Annotated in this window: 17 protein-coding genes; 6 read left to right on the top strand and 11 right to left on the bottom strand. The window is 70.9% G+C overall.

What is annotated here, in order from left to right:
* Nucleotides 1–3: 3 nt before the first annotated feature.
* The 4 genes from purM to ABZX61_RS53545 all read right to left on the bottom strand — a co-directional run bounded on the left by purM (nt 4) and on the right by ABZX61_RS53545 (nt 3759).
* A complete protein-coding gene (gene purM, locus ABZX61_RS53530) occupies nt 4–1029 on the bottom strand; it encodes a phosphoribosylformylglycinamidine cyclo-ligase (protein WP_355207724.1) in 1026 nt (341 codons plus the stop codon).
* Nucleotides 1026–2462 (bottom strand): amidophosphoribosyltransferase, encoded by a 1437-nt coding sequence (gene purF, locus ABZX61_RS53535; protein WP_355207726.1) that lies wholly within the window; start codon nt 2460–2462, stop codon nt 1026–1028. Before purF ends, purM begins: the two co-directional genes overlap by 4 nt.
* Before the next feature lie 51 nt (nt 2463–2513).
* Nucleotides 2514–3260, bottom strand: coding sequence for an SDR family NAD(P)-dependent oxidoreductase (locus ABZX61_RS53540; RefSeq protein WP_355207729.1), 747 nt, complete (start codon nt 3258–3260; stop codon nt 2514–2516).
* Nucleotides 3261–3351: 91 nt separating this feature from the next.
* Nucleotides 3352–3759, bottom strand: coding sequence for a MarR family transcriptional regulator (locus ABZX61_RS53545; protein WP_350737404.1), 408 nt, complete (start codon nt 3757–3759; stop codon nt 3352–3354).
* Between the two features lie 138 nt (nt 3760–3897).
* Here ABZX61_RS53545 and ABZX61_RS53550 point away from each other — a divergent pair, with 138 nt between their 5' ends.
* On the top strand, nt 3898–4833 hold the full coding sequence (locus tag ABZX61_RS53550; protein ID WP_355207733.1) for a DUF4190 domain-containing protein: 936 nt from the start codon (nt 3898–3900) through the stop codon (nt 4831–4833).
* Here the strand turns inward: ABZX61_RS53550 and ABZX61_RS53555 are convergent.
* The gene (locus ABZX61_RS53555; RefSeq protein WP_350737399.1) at nt 4830–5276 is read right to left on the bottom strand and encodes a sterol carrier family protein; all 447 of its coding nucleotides are present in this window, start codon (nt 5274–5276) and stop codon (nt 4830–4832) included. The genes ABZX61_RS53550 and ABZX61_RS53555 overlap by 4 nt on opposite strands.
* 114 nt (nt 5277–5390) lie before the next feature.
* On the opposite strand from ABZX61_RS53555, the gene ABZX61_RS53560 reads away from it, so the two are divergent.
* Together ABZX61_RS53560 and ABZX61_RS53565 are read left to right on the top strand one after the other, a co-directional pair.
* Nucleotides 5391–7454, top strand: coding sequence for a PhoX family phosphatase (locus ABZX61_RS53560; RefSeq protein WP_355207736.1), 2064 nt, complete (start codon nt 5391–5393; stop codon nt 7452–7454).
* A 35-nt stretch (nt 7455–7489) separates the two neighbouring features.
* Nucleotides 7490–9364 carry an ABC transporter ATP-binding protein gene (locus tag ABZX61_RS53565; protein ID WP_355207739.1) on the top strand — a complete coding sequence of 625 codons (1875 nt, stop codon included), beginning with the start codon at nt 7490–7492 and terminating at the stop codon, nt 9362–9364.
* A 16-nt stretch (nt 9365–9380) separates the two neighbouring features.
* On the opposite strand, the gene ABZX61_RS53570 is transcribed toward ABZX61_RS53565, so the two are convergent.
* Nucleotides 9381–10844: a DHA2 family efflux MFS transporter permease subunit gene (locus ABZX61_RS53570; protein ID WP_355207742.1), complete on the bottom strand. Its 1464-nt coding sequence runs from the start codon at nt 10842–10844 to the stop codon at nt 9381–9383.
* A gap of 67 nt (nt 10845–10911) precedes the next feature.
* On the opposite strand from ABZX61_RS53570, the gene ABZX61_RS53575 reads away from it, so the two are divergent.
* Together ABZX61_RS53575 and ABZX61_RS53580 are read left to right on the top strand one after the other, a co-directional pair.
* A complete protein-coding gene (locus tag ABZX61_RS53575; RefSeq protein WP_350737639.1) occupies nt 10912–11550 on the top strand; it encodes a TetR family transcriptional regulator in 639 nt (212 codons plus the stop codon).
* 10 nt (nt 11551–11560) lie between these two features.
* Nucleotides 11561–12307, top strand: coding sequence for a methylenetetrahydrofolate reductase (locus ABZX61_RS53580; RefSeq protein ID WP_355207745.1), 747 nt, complete (start codon nt 11561–11563; stop codon nt 12305–12307).
* Here the strand turns inward: ABZX61_RS53580 and ABZX61_RS53585 are convergent.
* Genes ABZX61_RS53585 through ABZX61_RS53595 form a run of 3 tightly spaced genes read right to left on the bottom strand, consistent with a single transcriptional unit; the run spans nt 12268 to nt 16495 of the window.
* A complete protein-coding gene (locus ABZX61_RS53585) occupies nt 12268–13737 on the bottom strand; it encodes an MFS transporter (protein WP_355207748.1) in 1470 nt (489 codons plus the stop codon). The two genes, ABZX61_RS53580 and ABZX61_RS53585, sit on opposite strands and share 40 nt — an antisense overlap.
* A gap of 49 nt (nt 13738–13786) precedes the next feature.
* Nucleotides 13787–14449 carry a Crp/Fnr family transcriptional regulator gene (locus tag ABZX61_RS53590; protein ID WP_350737381.1) on the bottom strand — a complete coding sequence of 221 codons (663 nt, stop codon included), beginning with the start codon at nt 14447–14449 and terminating at the stop codon, nt 13787–13789.
* 33 nt (nt 14450–14482) lie between these two features.
* Nucleotides 14483–16495, bottom strand: a complete 2013-nt coding sequence (locus ABZX61_RS53595) for an adenylate/guanylate cyclase domain-containing protein (RefSeq protein ID WP_350737378.1) — start codon at nt 16493–16495, stop codon at nt 14483–14485.
* 193 nt (nt 16496–16688) lie between these two features.
* Here ABZX61_RS53595 and ABZX61_RS53600 point away from each other — a divergent pair, with 193 nt between their 5' ends.
* Nucleotides 16689–17588 carry a hypothetical protein gene (locus ABZX61_RS53600; protein WP_355207752.1) on the top strand — a complete coding sequence of 300 codons (900 nt, stop codon included), beginning with the start codon at nt 16689–16691 and terminating at the stop codon, nt 17586–17588.
* A gap of 52 nt (nt 17589–17640) precedes the next feature.
* Here the strand turns inward: ABZX61_RS53600 and purL are convergent, their stop codons facing one another.
* Nucleotides 17641–19890 (bottom strand): phosphoribosylformylglycinamidine synthase subunit PurL, encoded by a 2250-nt coding sequence (gene purL, locus ABZX61_RS53605; RefSeq protein WP_355207754.1) that lies wholly within the window; start codon nt 19888–19890, stop codon nt 17641–17643.
* Nucleotides 19887–20570, bottom strand: a complete 684-nt coding sequence (gene purQ, locus ABZX61_RS53610) for a phosphoribosylformylglycinamidine synthase subunit PurQ (RefSeq protein ID WP_355207756.1) — start codon at nt 20568–20570, stop codon at nt 19887–19889. The genes purL and purQ overlap by 4 nt, the downstream gene beginning before the upstream one ends.
* Between the last annotated feature and the right edge of the window lie 110 nt (nt 20571–20680).

A 20680-nucleotide genomic window follows, 5' to 3' on the forward strand; every position in this document is an offset into this window, starting at 1 on the left:
CGGCTACCGGTAGCGGGCGCGGCCCTCGCCCGGCACCACTTCCCCGAGCACCCAGGCGTCCAGCCCGCGTGCTCCCAGCACCCTGACGGCCTCGTCCGCCGAGTCGGCGGCCACGATGGCCGCCATCCCGACCCCGAGGTTGAACGTGCGGTCCATGTCCTTCTGGGCGATCTGCCCGTGCCCGGCGAGCACCCCGAAAACGGCGGGCGGCGTCCAGGAGGCCCGGTCCAGCACGGCGTCGAGATGGCCCGGCAGCGACCGCGACAGGTTGCCCTCGATGCCGCCGCCGGTGATGTGCGCGTAGGCGTGCACGTCGACGGTCCGGGCCAGCTCCAGGCAGTCGAGGGAGTAGATCCGGGTCGGCTCCAGCAGCTCCTCGCCCAGTGGCCGCCCCAGCTCGGGCAGGACGGCGTCGAGCGACAGGGATGCCTCGCGGAGCACGTGGCGTACCAGGGAGTAGCCGTTGGAGTGGATCCCGGAGGAGGCCAGCCCCAGCACCACGTCACCCGCCACGACCCGGGAGGACCCCAGCATGGCGGAGTCCTCGACGACGCCCGTCCCGGCGCCCGCCAGGTCGTACTCGTCCGGCCCCATGGCCCCGGGGTGCTCGGCCGTCTCACCGCCCACCAGCGCGGCCCCGGCCAGGCGGCAGCCCTCGGCCACGCCGCCGACGATCTCGGCGACGCGCTCGGGCACCACCTTTCCGCAGGCGATGTAGTCGGTCATGAACAGCGGCTCGGCCCCGCACACCACCAGGTCGTCGAGGACCATGCCGACCAGGTCGATGCCGATGGTGTCGTGCTTGCCGTACCGCTGGGCGATCATGACCTTGGTGCCCACGCCGTCGGTGGAGGTGGCGAGCAGCGGCCGCTCGTAACGCAGGAGGGCCGAGGCGTCGAACAGCCCGGCGAACCCGCTGGCGTCGTCGACCACCTCGGGCCGCCGCGAGCGCGCCACCTTGCTCTTCATCAGGTCGACGGCACGCTCGCCCGCCGCGATGTCGACGCCCGCGGCCTCATAACTGCTCACGCTTTGCTCTCCAACACGAACTTGCCCACGTTGTCCTGGTCGATGGGGATCGGGTAGGAGCCGTCGAAGCAGGCCCTGCACAGGCGGTCGGCGGGGATGGTGGTGGCCTTGGTCAGGCCCTCCAGGGAGATGTAGCCGAGCGAGTCGGCCCCGAGCGAGGCGCGGATCTCCTCGACCGACAGCGATCCGGCGATCAGCTCGGCCCTGGTGGCGAAGTCGATGCCGTAGAAGCACGGCCAGGCCACGGGCGGCGAGGAGATGCGTACGTGCACCTCCTTGGCCCCGGCCTCGCGCAGCATCTTGACGATGGCCCGCTGGGTGTTGCCGCGCACGATCGAGTCGTCCACGACCACCAGCCGCTTGCCCGCGACCACCTCGCGCAGCGGGTTGAGCTTCAGCCGGATGCCGAGCTGGCGGATGGTCTGCGAGGGCTGGATGAACGTGCGGCCCACGTAGGAGTTCTTCACCAGGCCCTGCCCGTAGGGGATCCCGCTCTCCTCGGCGTAGCCGACGGCCGCCGGGGTGCCGGACTCGGGCGTGGGGATGACCAGGTCGGCCTCCACGGGGTGCTCGCGGGCCAGCACGCGGCCCACCTCGACCCTGGTGACCTGGACGCCGCGCCCGGCGATGGTGGTGTCGGGGCGGGCGAGATAGACGTACTCGAAGAGGCAGCCCTTGGGCTCGGCCAGCGCGAAGCGGCGCGACCTGACGCCGCGCTCGTCGATGGTCAGCAGCTCGCCCGGCTCGATCTCGCGGACGAACGTGGCGCCCACGATGTCGAGCGCGGCCGTCTCGGAGGCCACCACCCAGCCGCGCTCCAGCCGGCCCAGGACCAGCGGGCGGATGCCCTGCGGGTCGCGGGCCGCGTAGAGCGTCTTCTCGTCCATGAACACCAGCGAGTAGGCGCCCTTGACCTGCGGGAGCAGCTCCGCCGCCGAGTCCTCGATGGAACGCGTGCGGTCCTGCGCGAGCAGCGTGGTCAGGACCTCGGTGTCGGTCGTCGCGCGGGTGGAGCCCGGAGCCAGGCGCTGGGCCAGCTCCGGGGTGTTGATCAGGTTGCCGTTGTGGGCGAGCGCGAGGCCGCCGACGTCGGTGGAGCTCAGCGTGGGCTGCGCGTTCTCCCACACGCTCGATCCGGTGGTGGAGTAGCGGCAGTGGCCGATGGCCAGGTGGCCGCGCAGGGTGCTGAGCACCGACTCGTCGAAGACCTGGGCAACCAGGCCCATGTCCTTGTAGACGAGAATGCGGCTGCCCTCGCTGACCGCGATGCCCGCGGACTCCTGCCCGCGGTGCTGCAACGCGTACAGCCCGTAGTAGGTGAGTTTGGAAACTTCCTCGCCTGGAGCCCAGACACCGAAGACGCCACAGGCATCTTTAGGCGCGCGGTCATCGAGGTCCAGGTCATGGCCGAGCCGGCCGTCGCCCTTCAGCACATGCCTCAGTTTAGGTCGGCCGCTTCGGTGCTCGCACACTCGGGGGCGATATCAGGCGACGTGGCTGGATCTGCCCGCATTTGAACCGTCCCGGATGATCTCTCCGGTGAGGTTTCGGTTCGCCGCGGATCCGAGGAAGAGGATCAGCGCGGCCAGGTCGTCCGCGGTGGACAGCCTGCGGGTGGGCGTGCGGGCCGCGATGGCGTCCAGCGCCTCCTGCGACACCGGGCGCTCCCGCTCGGTCAGCGTGAGCCCGGCGACGGCCACGTTCACCAGGATGCCGTCCTTTCCGGCGTCCCAGGCCAGCGCGCGGGCCATGCCGTGCAGGGCCATCTTGGCGGTGCCGTACGCGCCCGGCCCCGGCAGCCCCTCCTCGCCCGCGCCCGACGAGACGAACACGATCCGCCCGAACCCCCTGTGCCGCATCCCCGGCAGCACGGCCTGCACGAGCAGGGCGTTGGCCACCACGTTGGCGTGCATGACCGCCGACCACTCGGCCGCGGGCACGCCCTCGAAAGGCATGCTGTTGGGCATGATGGTGCCCCAGCGGACGGCGTTGGCCACCAGGGCGTCCACCTCGCCCGCCTGGGCGACCGCGGGCGCGATGGTCGCGTGGTCCTCCAGGTCCAGGTGTACGGCCGCGGCCCGGCCGCCCTCCTCCTCGATCCGCTTGACGACCCCGGCCGCCCGGTCCGCGCCCGTGTTGTAGGTGATCGTGACGCGCGCCCCGGCCTTGGCGTACGCGAGCGCGGTGGCGGCGCCGATGCCCGACGAGCCACCTGTGATCAGTACGTGCATGGAGACGATCCCTTCTAGTTAGCCGACTAATTAGCCAGCTAACTGTAGAAGCCGCCCTGGTCGCAAGGGGATTTCGCTGGGAGTGAAACGACTAATGGGTGATGGCGCGTACGAGCCGGGCCAGCAGGGTGCGCTCCTCGGCGTCGAAGCCGCGCAGGAGCTCCTCGTCCAGCCGGTTCCAGATGGCTTCCACCGGCTGCTGCAGCGCCTTGCCCGCGTCCGTGAGGTAGACGCGGGTCACCCGCGCCCGGCCGGGGTCGGGCGCGCGGCGGACGAGCCCGGCGCGCTCCAGGCGCTGGAGGGTCTTCGTGACGGTGGGCGGCTCGACGCCGAGCCTGGTGATGAGCTCGCCCTGGCAGAGGCCGTCCTGCCGCCACAGCTGGTTGAGCAGCAACTCCTGCCCGGCGTGCAGCCCGAGCGGGCCCAGCTCGGCGGCCAACTGGTTGCGGTGCGCCTTCATGACCTTGATCAGCGCGTACGTCAGGGTCTCCTCCAGCATGCACCCATCTTGCCCGCCGCCTGCGGTTTTGGCGCATGGTGACCCAAGCATCGGAAGCCTTTTACCGTGTCGCGTGGTTTAGCCGACCCCCTCCGCGAAAGGGTGAAGTATCCGGCAATTGAGCCGTCGGGGAGACGCATGACCACACCTGAGGACCCGAACGAGCCCCGCCCGGGCCAGGGCCCGCGCGAAGGCCGTCCGGAAGAGGAAGAGCCCGGCCGGCACGCGCCTGAGTGGTGGCGCGACGGCGAGCCGGAGGAGGAGCGGCGGGAGCCCGCTCAGGAGGGCGAGGAGCCGATCGCTCCCGTGCCGCCTGTGGTGCCCCCGCCCGACGTGCCGCCCACGCACGAGCCCAGGCCGGGTGGTGAGCCGACCCATCCCGACCTGCCCACCTCGCCCGAGACCCCGCCGCCCACGGGAGGCGACGCCGAGGCGACCCAGGTCCTGCCGCCGGCGGAGGGCGATGCCGAGGCGACCCAGGCGTACCAGATCCCCGGGGCCACCCCGACCTACCCGGGCTGGGGAGTCGCCCAGGGGGAGCCGCCGGCCAGGCCGGCGCCGTCCCGCTACGAACAGGACGACCAGCGGCCCTACCCGCCCCCGCCGCCGGACCAGGGGCCGCCCGGCGGCGGCACCCCGGGCGGGTACGCCGCCCCGCCACCGGGACAGGAGCCGACCGTCCCCGGCACGACGCCGTCCAGCCCGTACGGCGGCCCGCCCGGCTACGGCCCGCCGCCCTACGGCGTCCCCTACCAGCAGGCCCAGCCCGGCAGCGGCCTGGCCACGGCGTCGCTGGTGCTGGGCGTGGCCAGCCCCTTTCTGGTCTTCGTCTGCTTCACGGGCCTGATCACCGCCATCCTGTCGATCGTCTTCGGCTGCGTGGCGCTCGCCAAGCGTGCCGGCAAGGGCCGCGCGATCGCCGGCATCGTGATCAGCGGGCTCTCGCTGGTGCTCTTCGCGATCGTGGCGATCTGGTTCTGGCACGTGGTGCAGGAGTGCGCGCACCTGCCCAGCCCGCTCGTGGACAAGTGCGTCCAGGACAAGTTTCCCTGGATGGGCGGCACCCGCGGCTAGGAAGGCTGGAGCGGCAGGTGCTCTGACAGGTCCGCCCGCGACCCGCTGGCGGACACCAGGTTCTTCGCCATCGCCTCCGCCCAGGTGAGACGGCCCAGGGCCAGCTCCATCCAGGTGCGGCCGTCCATCTCGACCACGTTCGGCGGCGTGCCCCGGGTGTGGCGGGGGCCCTCGACGGCCTGGACGGCGGCGTACGGCGGCACGCGTACCTCCACGGTCCTGCCGGGTGCGGCGGTCGCCAGCCGGTCGAGCAGGTAGCGCACCGCCTGCCTGGCCGCGGCGCGCTCAGGCTCGAGCCCCCGGTCGTAGGCGGCCAGCACGGCGGCCACGAGCGCGTCGGGCAACGACGACGCGGGACCGTCGTAGGCGGGCTCGTCGAGGGCGACGAGCTGGGCGTCGAGCGCCGCTCTCAGCTTCTCTTGATCCAGTTTGCGTGGTGGCACCTCACCATTGTCTCCCTGGCAGCGTTCATCGAGACGGAGGTCATCGTTCACCTCCGGTTTTGACAGCGGCCGTAACCTCCCCGCCGTACAACCGCGCACAAATATGGAGGATCTGTGGCGAACCGGAACGCGGGCGGGCGGCTGCTGCCGCTGATTTCCACCCCGCACAAGGGCGGTCGCTCCGCGATGACGTGTCAGTTCCGCTGCGGGAACGCGTGCGCGCATGACGTGGCGAACACCAGTGGCAACGCTTATTTCGGCGATGTGGTCAAGGAGGCGCTGTCGCGCCGCGGCGTGCTGCGCGCCGGCGCGCTCGGCGCCCTCGTGGCGGGTGCGGGGATCGCGGGGGCCGTGCCGGCCATGGCCGACGACCCCGAGGCGCAGGCCGCTGAGCTCGCCCGGGGCGGGAATTCCGGCGACCTCCGGTTCACCCCGGTCGCGCCGAACAAGGACGACAAGCTGACCATCCCCGATGGCTACCGCTCGTCCGTGGTCGTGCGCTGGGGCGACCCCGTGCTGCCCGACGCCCCCGCTTTCGACTTCAACAACCAGAGCGCCGACGCGCAGGCCAAGCAGTTCGGCTACAACTGCGACTACGTCACGCTCCTGCCGATGGGCCGTGACCGCGCCCTGCTGTGGGTGAACCACGAGTACACCAACGAGGCCCTGATGTTCCGCGGTTACACCGGCGGCGCCGCCGCGACCGAGGAGCAGATCAAGATCGCGCTGGCCGCGCACGGCGGCTCGGTCGTGGAGATCGAGCGGGCCGGCGCGGGCGAGTGGAAGCTGGTCACCAAGGGCCGCCGCCGCTACAACCGCCGCATCACCGCTCAGACCAAGATGAAGTTCTCCGGCCCCGCGGCCGGCAGCGACCTGCTCAAGACGGCCGCCGACCCCGCGGGCCGCACCCCCGTCGGCATGCTGAACAACTGCTCGGGCGGCACCACCCCCTGGGGCACCGTGCTGACCGCCGAGGAGAACTTCGACCAGTACTTCGTCAACGGCGACAAGGTGCCCGAGGCGCAGAAGCCGTACATCACCCGCTACACCATCACCACCGGCACCCCGTCGGGCAACCGCCGGTTCGACCGGGTGGAAGAGCGCTTCGACCTGGCCAAGCACCCGCAGGAGGCCAACCGGTTCGGCTGGATCGTGGAGATCGACCCGTTCGACCCCGACTCCACGCCGATCAAGCGGACCGCGCTCGGGCGCTTCAAGCACGAGGCCGCCAACACCACGCTGGCCCGCGACGGCCGCCTGGTCGTGTACATGGGCGACGACTCGCGCTCCGAGTACATCTACAAGTTCGTCTCCAAGAACCGCTACATCCCCGGCTTCGACCGGCACAACCGGACGCTGCTGGACGAGGGCACCCTGTACGTGGCCAAGTTCACCGGCGACAGCCCCGCCTCCGAGATCGACGGGAGCGGCAAGCTGCCCTCCGACGGCGAGTTCGACGGCTCGGGCGAGTGGATCCCGCTGGTCTCGGGCGACAAGTCGTACGTGGACGGCATGACCGCCGTCGAGGTCCTGGTCTACACCCGCCTGGCCGCCGACAAGGTGGGCGCGACCAAGATGGACCGCCCGGAGGACATGGAGCGCAACCCGGTCACCGGCGCCGTGTACGTGGCGCTCACCAACAACACCAACCGCACCGCGGCCCAGGTGGACGAGGCCAACCCGCGCCCCTCGAACAAGCACGGCCACGTCCTGGAGATCGTGGAGCGGCGCGACGACGCGGGCGAGAAGACGTTCGCCTGGTCGCTCCCGCTGGTCTGCGGCGACCCGAACGACCCCAACACCTACTTCGCCGGCTACGACAAGACCAAGGTCTCGCCGATCTCGTGCCCGGACAACGTGGCGTTCGACCGTGACGGCAACCTGTGGATCTCCACGGACGGCAACCAGCTCGGCAGCAACGACGGCATGTTCGTGATGCCCGTGCGCGGCAAGGAGCGCGGCCACCTGCGCCAGTTCCTCACCGTCCCGTTCGGCGCGGAGACCTGCGGCCCGCTGGTGACCGCCGACCAGCGCAGCGTCTTCGTCGCGGTGCAGCACCCCGGCGAGACCGACGGCGCGAACCCCGACAACCCCAGCAGCCACTGGCCCGACGGCGACCAGCCGCGTCCGTCGGTCGCGGTGGTCTGGCACGGCCAGGGCAAGAAGATCGGCGCTTGACCTCAACTTAACTTGAGGCAATACCGTTCCATGCCATGAGCATGGAGATGACCGCCTGGCACCAGCTGTATTCGATGAACAACCAGAAGGAGCGTCGCCCTGTCTCCAGGGCGACGCTCCGGCGTATCGGCGGGTTCGCGCGCCCGCACCGGCGGAAGTTGACGCTGTTCCTGGTGCTCAGCGTGGTGATGGCGGGCTTGGCGGTGGGGTCCCCGCTGCTCGCGGGCCGGGTGGTGGACGCCATCTTCAACAGCGAGCCGCTCGACGTGGTCGTGGTGGTGTCGCTCGCGATCGCGGGCCTGGCCCTCGCGGAGGCGGGGCTCGGGCTGCTCAACCGGTGGTTGTCGGCGGGCCTGGGCGAGGACCTGATCCTCGACCTGCGTACGGCCGTCTTCGACCACGTGCAGAAGATGCCCGTCGCGTTCTTCATGAGGACGCGCACCGGCGCGCTGGTCAGCCGCCTGAACAACGACGTGATCGGGGCGCAGCGGGCGTTCACCGACACCCTGTCCGGCGTGGCGGGCAACATCGTGACGCTCGTGCTGACGCTCATCGCCATGATCGGCATCTCCTGGCAGATCACGCTGCTCGCGCTCCTGCTGCTCCCGATCTTCGTGCTGCCCGCCCGCCGGATGGGCTCCCGGATCGCCAGGCTGCGGCGCGAGGCGGCCGACCACAACGCGGCCATGGGCACGCAGATGACCGAGCGCTTCTCGGCGCCCGGCGCGACGCTGGTCAAGCTGTTCGGCCGGCCCGCGCACGAATCGGCCGAGTTCGCCCACCGGGCCAGGCGGGTGCGCGACATCGGTGTGCGCTCCGCCATGACCCAGTCGGCCTTCGTCACCGCGCTGACGCTGGTCTCGGCCCTGGCCCTGGCGCTCGTGTACGGCCTCGGCGGCTTCTACGCCCTGCGCGACCAGCTCGCGCCCGGCGCGCTCGTGTCGATGGCCATGCTGCTCACCCGCCTGTACGCGCCCCTGACCGCGCTCGCCAGCGCCCGCGTGGACGTCATGAGCGCGGTCGTCAGCTTCGAGCGCGTCTTCGAGGTGCTCGACCTCGAACCGCTCATCAAGGAGAAGCCCGACGCCCGCGAGGTCCCGGAGGGCCCGGTCTCCGTCGAGTTCGACGACGTCCGCTTCGCCTACCCCTCGGCCGACAAGGTCTCGCTCGCCTCGCTGGAGGAGGTCGCCACGCTCGACTCGCGCGGCGGCGTCGAGGTGCTGCACGGCGTCTCGTTCCGGGCCGAGCCCGGCCAGATGGTGGCGCTGGTCGGCTCGTCCGGCGCGGGCAAGTCCACGATCGCCCAGCTCCTGCCCAGGCTGTACGACGTCGACTCCGGCGCCGTACGGCTCGGCGGCGTGGACGTGCGCGACCTGACCGCCGACTCGCTCCGCGACACGCTCGGCATGGTCACCCAGGACGGCCACCTCTTCCACGACACGATCAGGGCGAACCTGCTGCTGGCCAGGCCCGAGGCGAGCGAGGACGACATCTGGGACGCCCTCGCCAGGGCCAGGCTGGCCACCCTGATCGAGTCGCTGCCCGACGGGCTAGACACGGTCGTGGGGGAGCGCGGCTACCGCCTGTCGGGCGGCGAGCGCCAGCGGCTGACGATCGCCCGGCTGCTGCTGGCCAGGCCCCGGGTGGTCATCCTGGACGAGGCCACGGCGGCGCTCGACTCCACCTCCGAGGCGGCCGTGCAGGCGGCGCTCGGGGAGGCGCTCGAAGGCAGGACCGCCGTGGTGATCGCCCACCGGCTCTCCACGATCCGCGCCGCCGACCTCATCCTCGTGATCGAGGACGGGCTCGTGGTCGAGCGGGGCACGCACGCCGATCTGCTCGCCGCCGAGGGCCGCTACGAGGAGCTCTACCGCACTCAGTTCGACGAGCCGACGGTCGCCATGGCCTGAGGCCGTGTTCATGGCCTCACTTCGTGAGGCTGGCTCGGTCGCCCTCGATGCCGTCGCCTTCCCCCGCTCTGGTCGCTTCGCTCCCGCCGCTCCTCCAGGCGACGGCGCTCCCTCGCCGCGAGTCCCGCAGCGAGTAGAGGGCGACCGGGATCGCCGCCAGCACCACGACGGCCGCGATGACCAGCGTGAACTGGTACGCGTCCAGGAAGGAGAGCAGCGGCGCCCGGTCGCTGCCGCTCTGCCTGGCGCTCAGGATCGCCCCCAGCACGGTGATGCCGAGCAGCCCGAACACCTCGCGTGACACGTTCAGGACGCCCGAGGCCACGCCCGACCTGCCCTGGGGCATGCCGCCGAGGACCGCGGCCGTCAGGGGCACGAGCATGCCGCCGCCCAGCCCGTACAGCAGGAACCAGGGGGCCACGTCGGCGTAGTCGGCGTCGGCGCCCACGCCGGAGAGCAGGTAGATCGCCGTGCCCATGAGCGCCATCCCCAGCGCCACCGTGGGGCCGATGCCGATGCGCGCGCTGATCCGCTGCGACAGGATCGCGATCATGGCCATGACCAGGGCCATCGGCACGAACGACGCGCCCGCCTGGGTGGGGGAGAAGCCGAGCACGTTCTGCAGCCACAGGGCGCTGAAGAAGTAGATCCCGAACACGCCGAACGACCAGATGCCGCTGGTGAGCAGCCCGCCGCTGAACACCCTGGACCTGAAGAGCGAGATCGCGATCATCGGCTCCGCGGCCCGCGCCTCGACCAGCACGAACGCCACGGCCGCCGCCGCGAACACGCCGAACGCGGCCAGGATCTCCGGCGAGGTCCACCCCACGCTCTCACCCTCGATGAGCGCATATGTCAGGGCGAACAAGGCGAGGGCGGAGGTGGCCAGCCCGGGCAGGTCGATCCGGTGCCGCACGCGGGTGAACGCGGGCCTGACCGCCCACAACCCCAGGCCGAACGTCACCACGCCGATCGGCACGTTGATCAGGTAGATCCAGCCCCAGTGCAGGTTCTGGCTGATGAAGCCGCCCGTGATCGGCCCGAGCGCCATGGAGAGCGCCCCCGCGGCGCTCCAGATGCCCACGGCCCTGCCGCGCTCGCCGGGGTCGGGGAAGATCTGGCTGATCAGCGTGAGCGCGGTGGGCGTGAGCAGCGCCGCCCCCACCCCCTGCACGGCCCGCGCGGCGATCAGCGCCGCGCCGGACGTGGCCAGCCCGGCCGCCAGCGAGGCCAGCGTGAAGACGGCCAGCCCGCCGAGGAACACCCTGCGGGCCCCGAACACGTCCGCCAGCCGGCCGCCGACCAGCATCAGCCCGGCGAAGACCAGGATGTACGAGCTCACGATCCATTCGAGACCCGAGATCGTCAGCCCGAGCTCCCGCTGGATCGTCGGCAACGCGACATTGCCGACGTTGTTGTCCAAGTAAGTCATGAATGTGCCCAAGGTCACCGCGACCAACGCCCACCACCGCACGGACATCTCCTCCTATACGCCGTACTTGTACGTCGTATAGTTGAACTTGTACGGCGTATAGTTGTCAACCGTGATGGGAAAACTGACCGCCCAGGCGATCGCGGAGCGGGCGCTGGAGATCGGTGACGCCGAAGGGCTCGACACCGTGACGATCCGGCGCCTGGCCACGGACCTGGGCGTGACCCCGATGGCCCTCTACTGGCACTACAAGAACAAGGATCAGCTGCTCGTCGGCATGGCCGACCACCTGATCGGCGGCTTCGCGCCCAAGCAGGCCGACGAACGCCCGTGGCAGGAGCAGTTCCGCGACCTGATCGAGGGGCTGATCAGGACGCTGCGCGCGCACCCCTGCGCCAAGAGCGTGATCGAGCAGATCGACCCCGTCGAGGTGCCGAACTTCCTGGCCGTCTGGGACCAGGCGCTCGGCCTGGCCCGCAGCGCCGGGTTCGGCGTCGACGAGAGCTGCCTGATCAGCAAATATCTGCTGCAGAGCGCCATCGCCATCGCCGACGCCCCCGTGCACGTCAAGACCGTCAACCCGGATGCGCTCAGGACCAAGCTGGCGGGCCTGCGGTCGCTGCCCGAGGAGACGTACCCGCACCTGGTCGAGATGGCCTCACCGCTGGTCAGGGGGACGGAGCCGGGGTTGTACGACACGTTCGGCGTCGATCTGGTGCTCAGCGGCATAGAGGCGCTCGCGCCCAAAGGTTAGAGTCTCGATCATGCCTTTTGAGCTGATCTGCGAGATCGAACCTCCCACCAAGCCCGATCTGAAGCACGTCAGGCACCAGATCGGCACCATGAGCAAGATCGCCCACTCGTTCCTCATCCCCGACAACCACATCGGGCGCGCGACGGTGTCGAGCGTGGCGGTGGCGCACGAGGTCGAGGCCATGGGCGGGCGCGGGATCGCCTGCCTCAACTCGCGCGACCGCAACCTGCTGGGCTTCCGCCGCGACCTGCTCACGGCGGCGGCCTACGGGGTGGACCAGTTCCTGTTCGTCTACGGCGACAAGCCCACGAGCGGCAACCGGACCAGCGACCTCACCGTGCGCTCGATGATCGAGGAGGCCCGGGAGTTCTCGCCCGGCATGCGGCTGGGCGCGGCGGCCTCGATGCGCTCGCTGCCCGCGTGGAAGCGCGCGGCCGACTTCCTGTTCCTGCAAGTCGGCTTCTCGCTGGAGGCGCAGCTGCGCTGGCGCGAGACCCACCCGGTGGACGTGCCGGTCTACGCGGGCGTCATGGTCCTGGCCAGCGAGCGCCACGCCAGGATGCTGGCCGCCGCCATCCCCGACATCGACCTGCCGGAGGACCTGATCGCGAAGGTGGCCGCGGACCGCATGGCCGGCGTGGAGGCGGCCTGCGAGCAGGTGCTCGCCCTGCGCGACTCGGGCGCCTTCGACGGCGTCCACCTCATCCCGGTCTCCCGCTACCGCGACGTGGAGTCCAGGCTCGCCACCGCCCTCTGAGGACGCGCCAGGGCCGCGAGCAGCGCACCCGTGAGGGCCACGGCGAACAGCGCGGCGTACGCGCGCTGGAAGCCGTCCATGAGCTGTCCCACCGCCACCGGCGACAGCCTGGACAGCGTGCCCGCGTACACCTGGGCCCGCAGCCCGGGCCCCACGGAGGCGGTCAGGACGCTGAGCGACAGGCCGACGCTGATCACGATGCCGACGTTCATGATCATGACGCGGAACCCGTTGACCACGCCCAGGCTGCCGGTCGGCAGCGCCCGCATGACCTGGGTGGTGTTGCCGGTCAGGAACGTTCCGCTGCCGCAGCCGGCCACGAACAGGCCGATCCCGATCACCCAGTACGGCGTGGCGGGATCGGCGGTCAGCATCAGCGTCCCGAGCCCGAGAGCGCTGAGCACCGCCCCGCCGATGGACAGCGCGTACGGCGACACCCGCCGCCCCAGCAGGCCCACGATCGGCGAGGCCAGCCCGATCCCAACGGGCACCGGCAGCACGCTCAGCCCCGCCGTGAACGCGTCCACCCCCCTGGCCGCCTGGAAGTACAGCGCCACCACCAGGATCAGCGCAGAGCGGGCCAGGGCGTTGCAGAACGAGGCCAGATTCGCGTAGGCCAGCAGCCGCCCGCCGAAGAGCCGCAGGTCCAGCACCGGGTTCGAGGAGCGCCGCTCGGCCAGCGCGATCAGCGGCAGCAGCACCAGGAAGACCGCCGCGCCCGTCAGCACCACGGGGCTGGTGAGCCCGGCCGAGCCCGTCTCCGACAGCGCCAGCAGCACCGCCGTCAGCGCCGCGAACACCAGCACGTTGCCCAGCGCGTCCACGGGCTCCTTCGGCCGCCTGGGCATCCTGCGCAGGATCACCGCCCCCACGGTCAGCGCGGCCAGCCCGGCGGGCACGTTCACCCAGAAGATCCACTGCCAGCCCGCCGTCTCCGCGATCAGCCCGCCCAGCGTGGGACCGGCCAGCTGCGCCACCGACAGCGTGCCGATGTAGACGCCCATGCCCTGGCTCAGCCGGTCCGGCGGGAACGCGTCCGTGATGATCACCGTGCCGTTCGCCAGGATCATCGCCGCCCCGATCGCCTGCAGCACGCGCATCGCGATCAGGAACCACACGCTCGGCGACAGCCCGGCCAGCAGCGAGGCCACCGTGAAGATCGCGAACCCCGTCAGGTAGACCTCCCGCCTGCCCAGCAGGTCCGCCACCCGGCCGAAGAAGACCAGGCTCGCGGTGTTCACCAGCAGGAACGCCAGGAGGATCCACCCCGACTCCAGGGCGTTGGCGTGGAAGTGCCGCACGACCGTCGGGAGCGCGACGTTGAGCGTGCTGCCGGCGATGCCGATGAGGACCAGCCCCAGGCTGGTGACCGCGCAGACCTGCCAGGCGTAGCGTAAGCGGCTGGCGTCGTGAGGAATGACCGCGACCATGCCCTCCACTATGACGTACGGCGTACGTACCGGATCTGGCGGGCGGGATCTAGCGGGCCCTCTTGCGCAGGCCGTCGAGGTCGTGGATGACCACCCGCCGCCGCCCGGTCTCGATGAGCCCCCGGTCGCGCAGCGTGCGCAGCGCCTTGCTGACCGCCTCGCGGGAGGCGCCCGTCCAGCCGGCCAGCTCGTCCTGCGACAGGGGCAGCGCCACGCGTACCCCGCTGTTGGTCTTCTCGCCGTAGCGGTCGGCGAGCTCCAGCAGGCGCGTCGCGACCCGGCCCGTGGTGTCGAACGCGCCGTACTCGATGCGCTTCCTGTCCGCGTCCCGCAGCCTGCCGGTGACGAGCTGCATGAGCAGCACGGCGATGCGCCCGTGGGACTCCAGGAACGACGAGAAGTCCCGCACCACGATGCCCGCGATCGGCTCCAGCGCGGTCACCGTGGCCGAGCGGGGCGATCCGTCGATGGCCGACATCTCCCCGAGCAGCGCGCCGGGGCCGCGCACGGCCAGCACCACCTCGGTGCCGGCGCTCGTGTGCGACGAGCACTTGACCCGGCCATCCGTCAGCACGAGGACCCAGTCGGACGTGTCGCCCTCGTTGATCACGGTCGTGCCGCGATCCCAGCGTCGCGGGCGACCGGCCGCGCGCAGGGCCGCGACCTCCTCCTCGGTGAGCATGGACAGAAACTCGCCGGACTCTGGCTCCATGCGCCCGATTATGTCGGTACGGGAGTCACCCTTCTATTGCAAATCAGTCAGAACATACGCATTGACGAGCTCTTCCTTGCCCTTGAGGTTGAGCGGGCCCAGAGGGTTCACCGACGCGCCACGTCCCAGTTGCCGGAGCGTCGTCTCGCCGATGACGACCGTGCCCGGCTCGGCGATGCCCTCGAGCCTGGCGGCCACGTTCACGCAGTCGCCCATCGCGTTGAAGCCGCGCAGCTCCGGGCTGCCGATGTTGCCGACCAGCGCGGGACCGGTGTTGACGCCCACCCTGAACGTCGGCCACGGGACGTCGTCCACCCGCTTCCACGCCATCTCCTCGGCCACCTCGGCGGCGGCCCGCTGCATCTCCAGCGCGGCCTTGCAGGCGGCCCGCGCGTGGCCCGCCTGGGCTGCGGGCGCGTTGAACAGGGCCAGCAGCGCGTCGCCGACGAACTGCACGATCGTGCCGCCGTTGTTGAGGATGCAGGGGACGGCGGCCGTGTGGTAGCGGTTGAGCATCTCGACGATCTCGCCCGGCGTGACCTTCTCGGAGAACGTCGTGAAGCCCTTGAGGTCGGCGAAGAGCGCGGTCAGCTCCTTCAGCTCGCCGCCCAGCGCGGCCTGCGCCGGGTCGGCCAGCAGGGCGTTGGCCACGTCGGGCGACATGTACTGCCGGAAGAGCGTGTCGAGCTCCTGGTAGAGGCGGGCGTTCTCCAGGGAGATCGACAGCTGCCCGGCCAGCGTGGCGGCCAGCGCCTCGTCCTGCTGGGTGCGCCCGATGGGCACCTCCAGCACGCCCGCCAGGTGGCCCTTGACCGTCAGGGGGAAGGCCAGCAGGTTGTCGCGCCTGATGGGCTCGTTGTCGGCGAACTCGTACTCGCGCGAGCCGATCTCCGTCCTGCCCTCCGCGACCAGGCCGATCTTCACGTCGCCGTACGCCTGCCGCACCCGGTCCAGGGCCGTGGCCAGGAGCTGGTCCTCGGGCAGGCCCACCCGGGTCTGGGCGCTCACGGCCACCATGGCGGACAGCCGCCCGGACAGCTCGCGCTCGTTGGCCAGCGCCTCGCCCGCCCGGTCGAGCACCGCGACCTGGCTCTCGTTCAGCCGGAACTTGCCCGACAGCCGGGCCGCGGCCAGCGGCTCGCCCCGCCGTACGTGCTCGACCAGCTCCTCAAGGGCCTTGTCGTAGTCCTGCTGGATGCGCCGCACGGTCGCCGCCAGCGTCACCGAGTCGAACAGGCCCGCGCTCGACCCCTCCCGCCTGAACTGCAGGTAGGCGCTGTAGGCCACGAAGACGAAGGCCAGCGTGAGCAGCAGGTGCCACTCCCACCAGGACAGATGCCAGTTGAGCTGCGACATCCCGGCGATCATGGCCTCGGCCAGCAGCGCGTACGCCGTGATCAGGCTGATCAGCATGGCCGACGGGCGCTTGCGGTGCAGCAGGAACATCATCACGCTCGCCGCGCCGTACAGCAGGACGCCGGGGATCGACGCCCAGGCCAGCCAGTCGACCGGGGACGCCATCGGCGGCTCGCTGAGCCGCGTCAGCCCCGGGACCAGCGACGTGACGCCCCAGATGAGCATGAAGCCGAACAGCACCGCGCGGATGAAGTGCTGGGCGTCCAGGACCTTCCTGGCCGCCGCGTCGCCCAGCGGCAGCGCCGAGGCGAACGCGAACGCCGCCGCGACGGAGAGCCCCACCTGCTGGCCCACGTCGAAGCCCAGCGAGCCGATCGGCAGGATGATGTCCGGCGTGGCCAGGCCGTGCATGAAGAAGAAGCCGGCGCTGCTCAGGAAGACCATGGACACGAGGAACAGCCGGGCGTCCTGGCGGCGCCGCGACGCCTCGCTGATCATCACTCCGAGGACCACGTTGATCCCGGCCACCGTGATGATCATCCAGAAGTGGCTGAGGTTGTGGTGCCACATGACGTTGACCTGGGGCTGGGCCAGCAGGAGCCAGAGCCCCAGCAGTGGCAGCACCAGGTGGATCCCCCAGACCACGCCGCGTACGGGCTGGGTGGCCGGAGGCAGGTAGGGGGTTGACACAGTCCCGATTATCCACCGGAGATCGACGTCGCCAATGCGTCGTTTTACTCACCGCTGTCTCCAAATCCCGTCAATCTGGTCAGTAACCCTCCGTTTCGTGATGGATACGTTATGTAGTTCTTGCCATCTCTTGGAACGATTGAAACGTGAATCTCATGGACAACATGAGCATCACTTGTTCGGAAGGACAGCCGTGGCTAACAAGGTTCGCGGTGGGCGCACGCTCACCCTCGCCGCCGTGGGGGCGCTGGCCGCCTCGCTCCTCACCGTCGGTGGCGTCGCCACCGCATCGTCGGCCGCCGGCGAGGTGCACGCCTGCGTGCACAAGAAGACGCGGTACGCCCGCATCGTCAACCCCGCCACGAAGTGCCGGAAGACGGAGGAGCGGATCCTGATCGGCGGCGCCTCCCAGACGACCATCCAGCAGGGCCAGCAGGGGGCGCAGGGCGCGAAGGGCGAGACCGGCCCGGCCGGCCCCCAGGGGCCGAAGGGCGAGATGGGCCCGAAGGGCCCGCAGGGCCTCAAGGGCGCGGACGGCCCGCAGGGTCCGAAGGGCGCGGACGGCAAGGACGGCCTGCCCGGCAAGAACGGTCAGGACGGCAAGAACGGTCAGGACGGTAAGGACGGTCTGCCCGGCAAGAACGGCGAGGACGGCAAGACCGGCCTCCCCGGTAAGGACGGTAAGGACGGCCTCCCCGGCAGGCAGGGCGAGCAGGGCGAGCAGGGCCCGCGCGGCCCCCAGGGTCCCCAGGGGCCGCAGGGCCCGAAGGGTGACTCCGGCGACGGCGCGAGCTACACCTCCTACACCAGGACCGCGTCCCTCAACTCGACCGGCTCCGCGACGGCCAGCTGCGACAAGGGCGGCATGATGACCGGCGGCGGGTTCTCGTTCGAGGCCCTCAAGAACGCCATCGTCATGAGCAGCGCGCCCAGCAGCGGCACCGGCTGGACGGTCAGCGTGGCCAAGGACGACAACGGCAACAACACCTACTCGTCCACCGCCACCGACCAGAAGACGACCACCACCACCAGCCACGGCACCAGCGTCAGCGGCACCGTCTATGTCGTCTGCCTGGGCCAGAAGAAGGCCTGACACGTGAAGAAGGGCCGGTACGGGCACCCCGTACCGGCCCTCCGGAAGACCGTCAGCCGAACAGCGCGGGCAGCGCCGCCGAGTGCGTCTCCCGCAACTCCTCGACCGCCACCTCGAACACGCCCTCGACCACCAGCGAAGCGCCTCCGGTCGTGCCGAGCCCGTAGCAGGGCACCTCGTGCCGCCCGCACAGCGACGCGAACTCCTCGTAGGCCTCCGGCCGCACCGCGACCAGCGCCCGCGCGGCCGACTCGCTGAACAGGTCGGTGAAGGCGTCCCCGCTCAGCGCCACCGAAGCCCCGACGCCCCGCGCCAGGCACGACTCCGCCAGCGCGACGGCCAGCCCGCCGTCCGACAGGTCGTGCGAGCCCTCCAGCAGCCCCCTCGTGGCGGCCTCCACCAGCACGGTCGCCAGCGCCTGCTCGGCGTGCAGGTCGGCCCGGGGCGGCAGCCCGCCCAGGTGGCGGTGCGCGACGTGCGCCCACTCCGAGCCGCCGAACTCCTCGTGCGTGTCGCCGAGCAGCACGACCTTCAGCCCTTCGGCGGTGAACCCGGACGGCACCCGCTTGGCCACGTCCTCGATGACGCCCAGCACGCCCACGACCGGCGTGGGGTGGATGGCCGTCGAGCCCGTCTGGTTGTAGAAGGAGACGTTCCCGCCGGTCACCGGCACGCCCAGGGTGCGGCACGCGTCGGCCAGGCCGCGCACGGCCTCGGCGAACTGCCACATGACCTCGGGGTCCTCGGGCGAGCCGAAGTTGAGGCAGTTGGTCACGGCCAGCGGCTTGGCGCCGGTCACGGCCACGTTCCGGTACGCCTCGGCCAGCGCCAGCTGCGCCCCCGCGTACGGGTCGAGCTTGGCGTAGCGGCCGTTGCCGTCGGTGGACAGCGCGATGCCCCTGGTCGTCGGCTCCGCGCCGGCGATGACCTCCGAGATCCGCAGCATCCCCGCGTCCGCCGGCTGGGCCAGCACGGTGTTGGAGCGGACATAGCGGTCGTACTGGGAGGTCACCCACTCCTTGGAGGCCAGGTTGGGCGAGCCGAGGAGCTGGAACAGCGTGGCCCGCAGGTCCGCGGGCCGCTCCAGCCGGTCGGGCGTGTCGGCGTTGAGCGCGGCCTGCCCGGACGGCTCGTGGTACGGGCGCTCGTAGACGGGCCCGTCGTCGGCCGCCGTGCCCGGCGGGATGTCCACGATGACCTCGCCGTCCCAGGTCATGACGAGGCGGCCGGTGTCGGTGACCTCGCCGATGACGGTGGCGGGGACATCCCACTTGTCGCAGATCGCCATGAACGCCGCGATGTCGTCGGGCCGGACCACGGCCATCATCCGCTCCTGCGACTCGCTCATGAGGATCTCCTCGGGCCTGAGCGAGGGATCGCGGAGCGGGACGAGGTTGAGGTCGACGTGCATGCCACCGGTGCCCTTGGCGGCCAGCTCGGTCGTCGCGCACGACACCCCGGCCGCGCCGAGGTCCTGGATGCCGACGACCACGTCGGCCGCGTACAGCTCCAGGCAGCACTCGATGAGCAGCTTCTCCATGAACGGGTCGCCCACCTGCACGGCGGGCCGCTTGGCGTGCGACTCGTCCTCGAAGGTCGCCGACGCGAGCACGGAGGCGCCGCCGATGCCGTCGGGGCCGGTGGACGCGCCGAACAGCACGACCTTGTTGCCCGGGCCGGGCGCGGTGGCCAGCTTGATCTGGTCCTTGCGGAGCAGGCCCACGCACAGGGCGTTGACCAGCGGGTTGCCGATGTAGCAGGGGTCGAAGACGACCTCGCCGCCGATGTTGGGCAGGCCCAGGCAGTTTCCGTAGTGGCTGATGCCCTCGACCACGCCGGGCAGGACCCGGCGGGTGTCCACGGCGTCCGCGCCGCCGAAGCGCAGCGCGTCCATCACCGCGATCGGGCGCGCGCCCATCGACATGATGTCGCGGACGATCCCGCCGACGCCGGTGGCCGCGCCCTGGTGCGGCTCGACGTAGGACGGGTGGTTGTGCGACTCGATCTTGAACGTGGCCGCCCAGCCGTCGCCGATCTCCACCACGCCGGCGTTCTCACCCATGCCCACGAGCAGCGCGTCGGACTTGGGCGCCTTGGTGGCGAACTGCTTGAGATGCACCTTGGACGACTTGTACGAGCAGTGCTCGGACCACATGACGCTGTAGATGGCCAGCTCGGAGCCGGTGGGACGGCGACCCAGGATGTCCTTGACCCGGTCGTACTCGTCCTGCTTCATCCCCAGCTCGGCGAAGGGCATCGGCTCGTCGGGCGTCTCGCCGGCCCGCTTCACATTATCGGTCATGCGTTCACCAGCTTCTTGAGGACGGAGGTGAAGAACCCGAGGCCGTCGGTGCTGGGCGCGCCGACCAGGTCCTCGACCGCGTGCTCGGGGTGCGGCATGAGGCCGACCACGTTGCCCGCCTCGTTACGGATGCCCGCGATGTCGTTGAGCGAGCCGTTGGGGTTGCCGCCGACGTAGCGCACGACCACGTGGCCGCCCGACTCCAGCGCGGCCAGGGTGTCCTCGGAGGCCACGTAGCGGCCTTCGCCGTGCTTGACGGGCAGCACGATCTCCTGGCCGGGCTCGAAGGAGCTGGTCCAGGGGGTGGCCGTCTGCTCGATCCGGACCCGCTGGTCACGGCAGACGTAGTGGAGCGAGGCGTTGCGGGTCAGCGCGCCGGGCAGCAGATGGGCCTCACAGAGGATCTGGAACCCGTTGCAGGTGCCGATCACGGGCAGCCCCGCCCTGGCGGCCGGGACGAGCTCGTCCATCAGCGGCGCGAACCGGGAGATGGCGCCGCAGCGCAGGTAGTCGCCGTAGGAGAAGCCGCCGGGCAGGAAGACGGCGTCGACCCCCTTCAGGTCGTGGTCGGCGTGCCACAGCGGCACCGCCTCCGCGCCCACGAGGCGTACGGCCCTGGCGGCGTCCTGGTCGTCGAGAGTTCCTGGAAACGTGACTACGCCCACACGGGCAGCGCTCATGACAGTCGTCCCCTCCGAGGAATGCGCGCGCACGCGCCACCGTCTCTTCGGGTGGACGGCGGTCTGCGGCGGTGTCTTCAGATTATCGGGTGCTGCCGGGTGGTCCACAT

It is taken from the genome of Nonomuraea sp. NPDC003709 (assembly GCF_040610775.1).
Lineage (GTDB): Bacteria > Actinomycetota > Actinomycetes > Streptosporangiales > Streptosporangiaceae > Nonomuraea > Nonomuraea angiospora_A.

Excerpts from the sequence above, each read along its gene's own strand:
- ABZX61_RS53540 (WP_355207729.1), bottom strand. The coding sequence starts at position 3,260 with ATGCACGTACTGATCACAGGTGGCTCGTCGGGCATCGGCGCCGCCACC.
- ABZX61_RS53545 (WP_350737404.1), bottom strand. The coding sequence starts at position 3,759 with ATGCTGGAGGAGACCCTGACGTACGCGCTGATCAAGGTCATGAAGGCG.
- ABZX61_RS53550 (WP_355207733.1), top strand. The coding sequence starts at position 3,898 with ATGACCACACCTGAGGACCCGAACGAGCCCCGCCCGGGCCAGGGCCCG.
- ABZX61_RS53565 (WP_355207739.1), top strand. The coding sequence starts at position 7,490 with ATGAGCATGGAGATGACCGCCTGGCACCAGCTGTATTCGATGAACAAC.
- ABZX61_RS53570 (WP_355207742.1), bottom strand. The coding sequence starts at position 10,844 with ATGTCCGTGCGGTGGTGGGCGTTGGTCGCGGTGACCTTGGGCACATTC.
- ABZX61_RS53575 (WP_350737639.1), top strand. The coding sequence starts at position 10,912 with ATGGGAAAACTGACCGCCCAGGCGATCGCGGAGCGGGCGCTGGAGATC.
- ABZX61_RS53580 (WP_355207745.1), top strand. The coding sequence starts at position 11,561 with ATGCCTTTTGAGCTGATCTGCGAGATCGAACCTCCCACCAAGCCCGAT.
- ABZX61_RS53585 (WP_355207748.1), bottom strand. The coding sequence starts at position 13,737 with ATGGTCGCGGTCATTCCTCACGACGCCAGCCGCTTACGCTACGCCTGG.
- ABZX61_RS53590 (WP_350737381.1), bottom strand. The coding sequence starts at position 14,449 with ATGGAGCCAGAGTCCGGCGAGTTTCTGTCCATGCTCACCGAGGAGGAG.
- purL (WP_355207754.1), bottom strand. The coding sequence starts at position 19,890 with ATGACCGATAATGTGAAGCGGGCCGGCGAGACGCCCGACGAGCCGATG.
- purQ (WP_355207756.1), bottom strand. The coding sequence starts at position 20,570 with ATGAGCGCTGCCCGTGTGGGCGTAGTCACGTTTCCAGGAACTCTCGAC.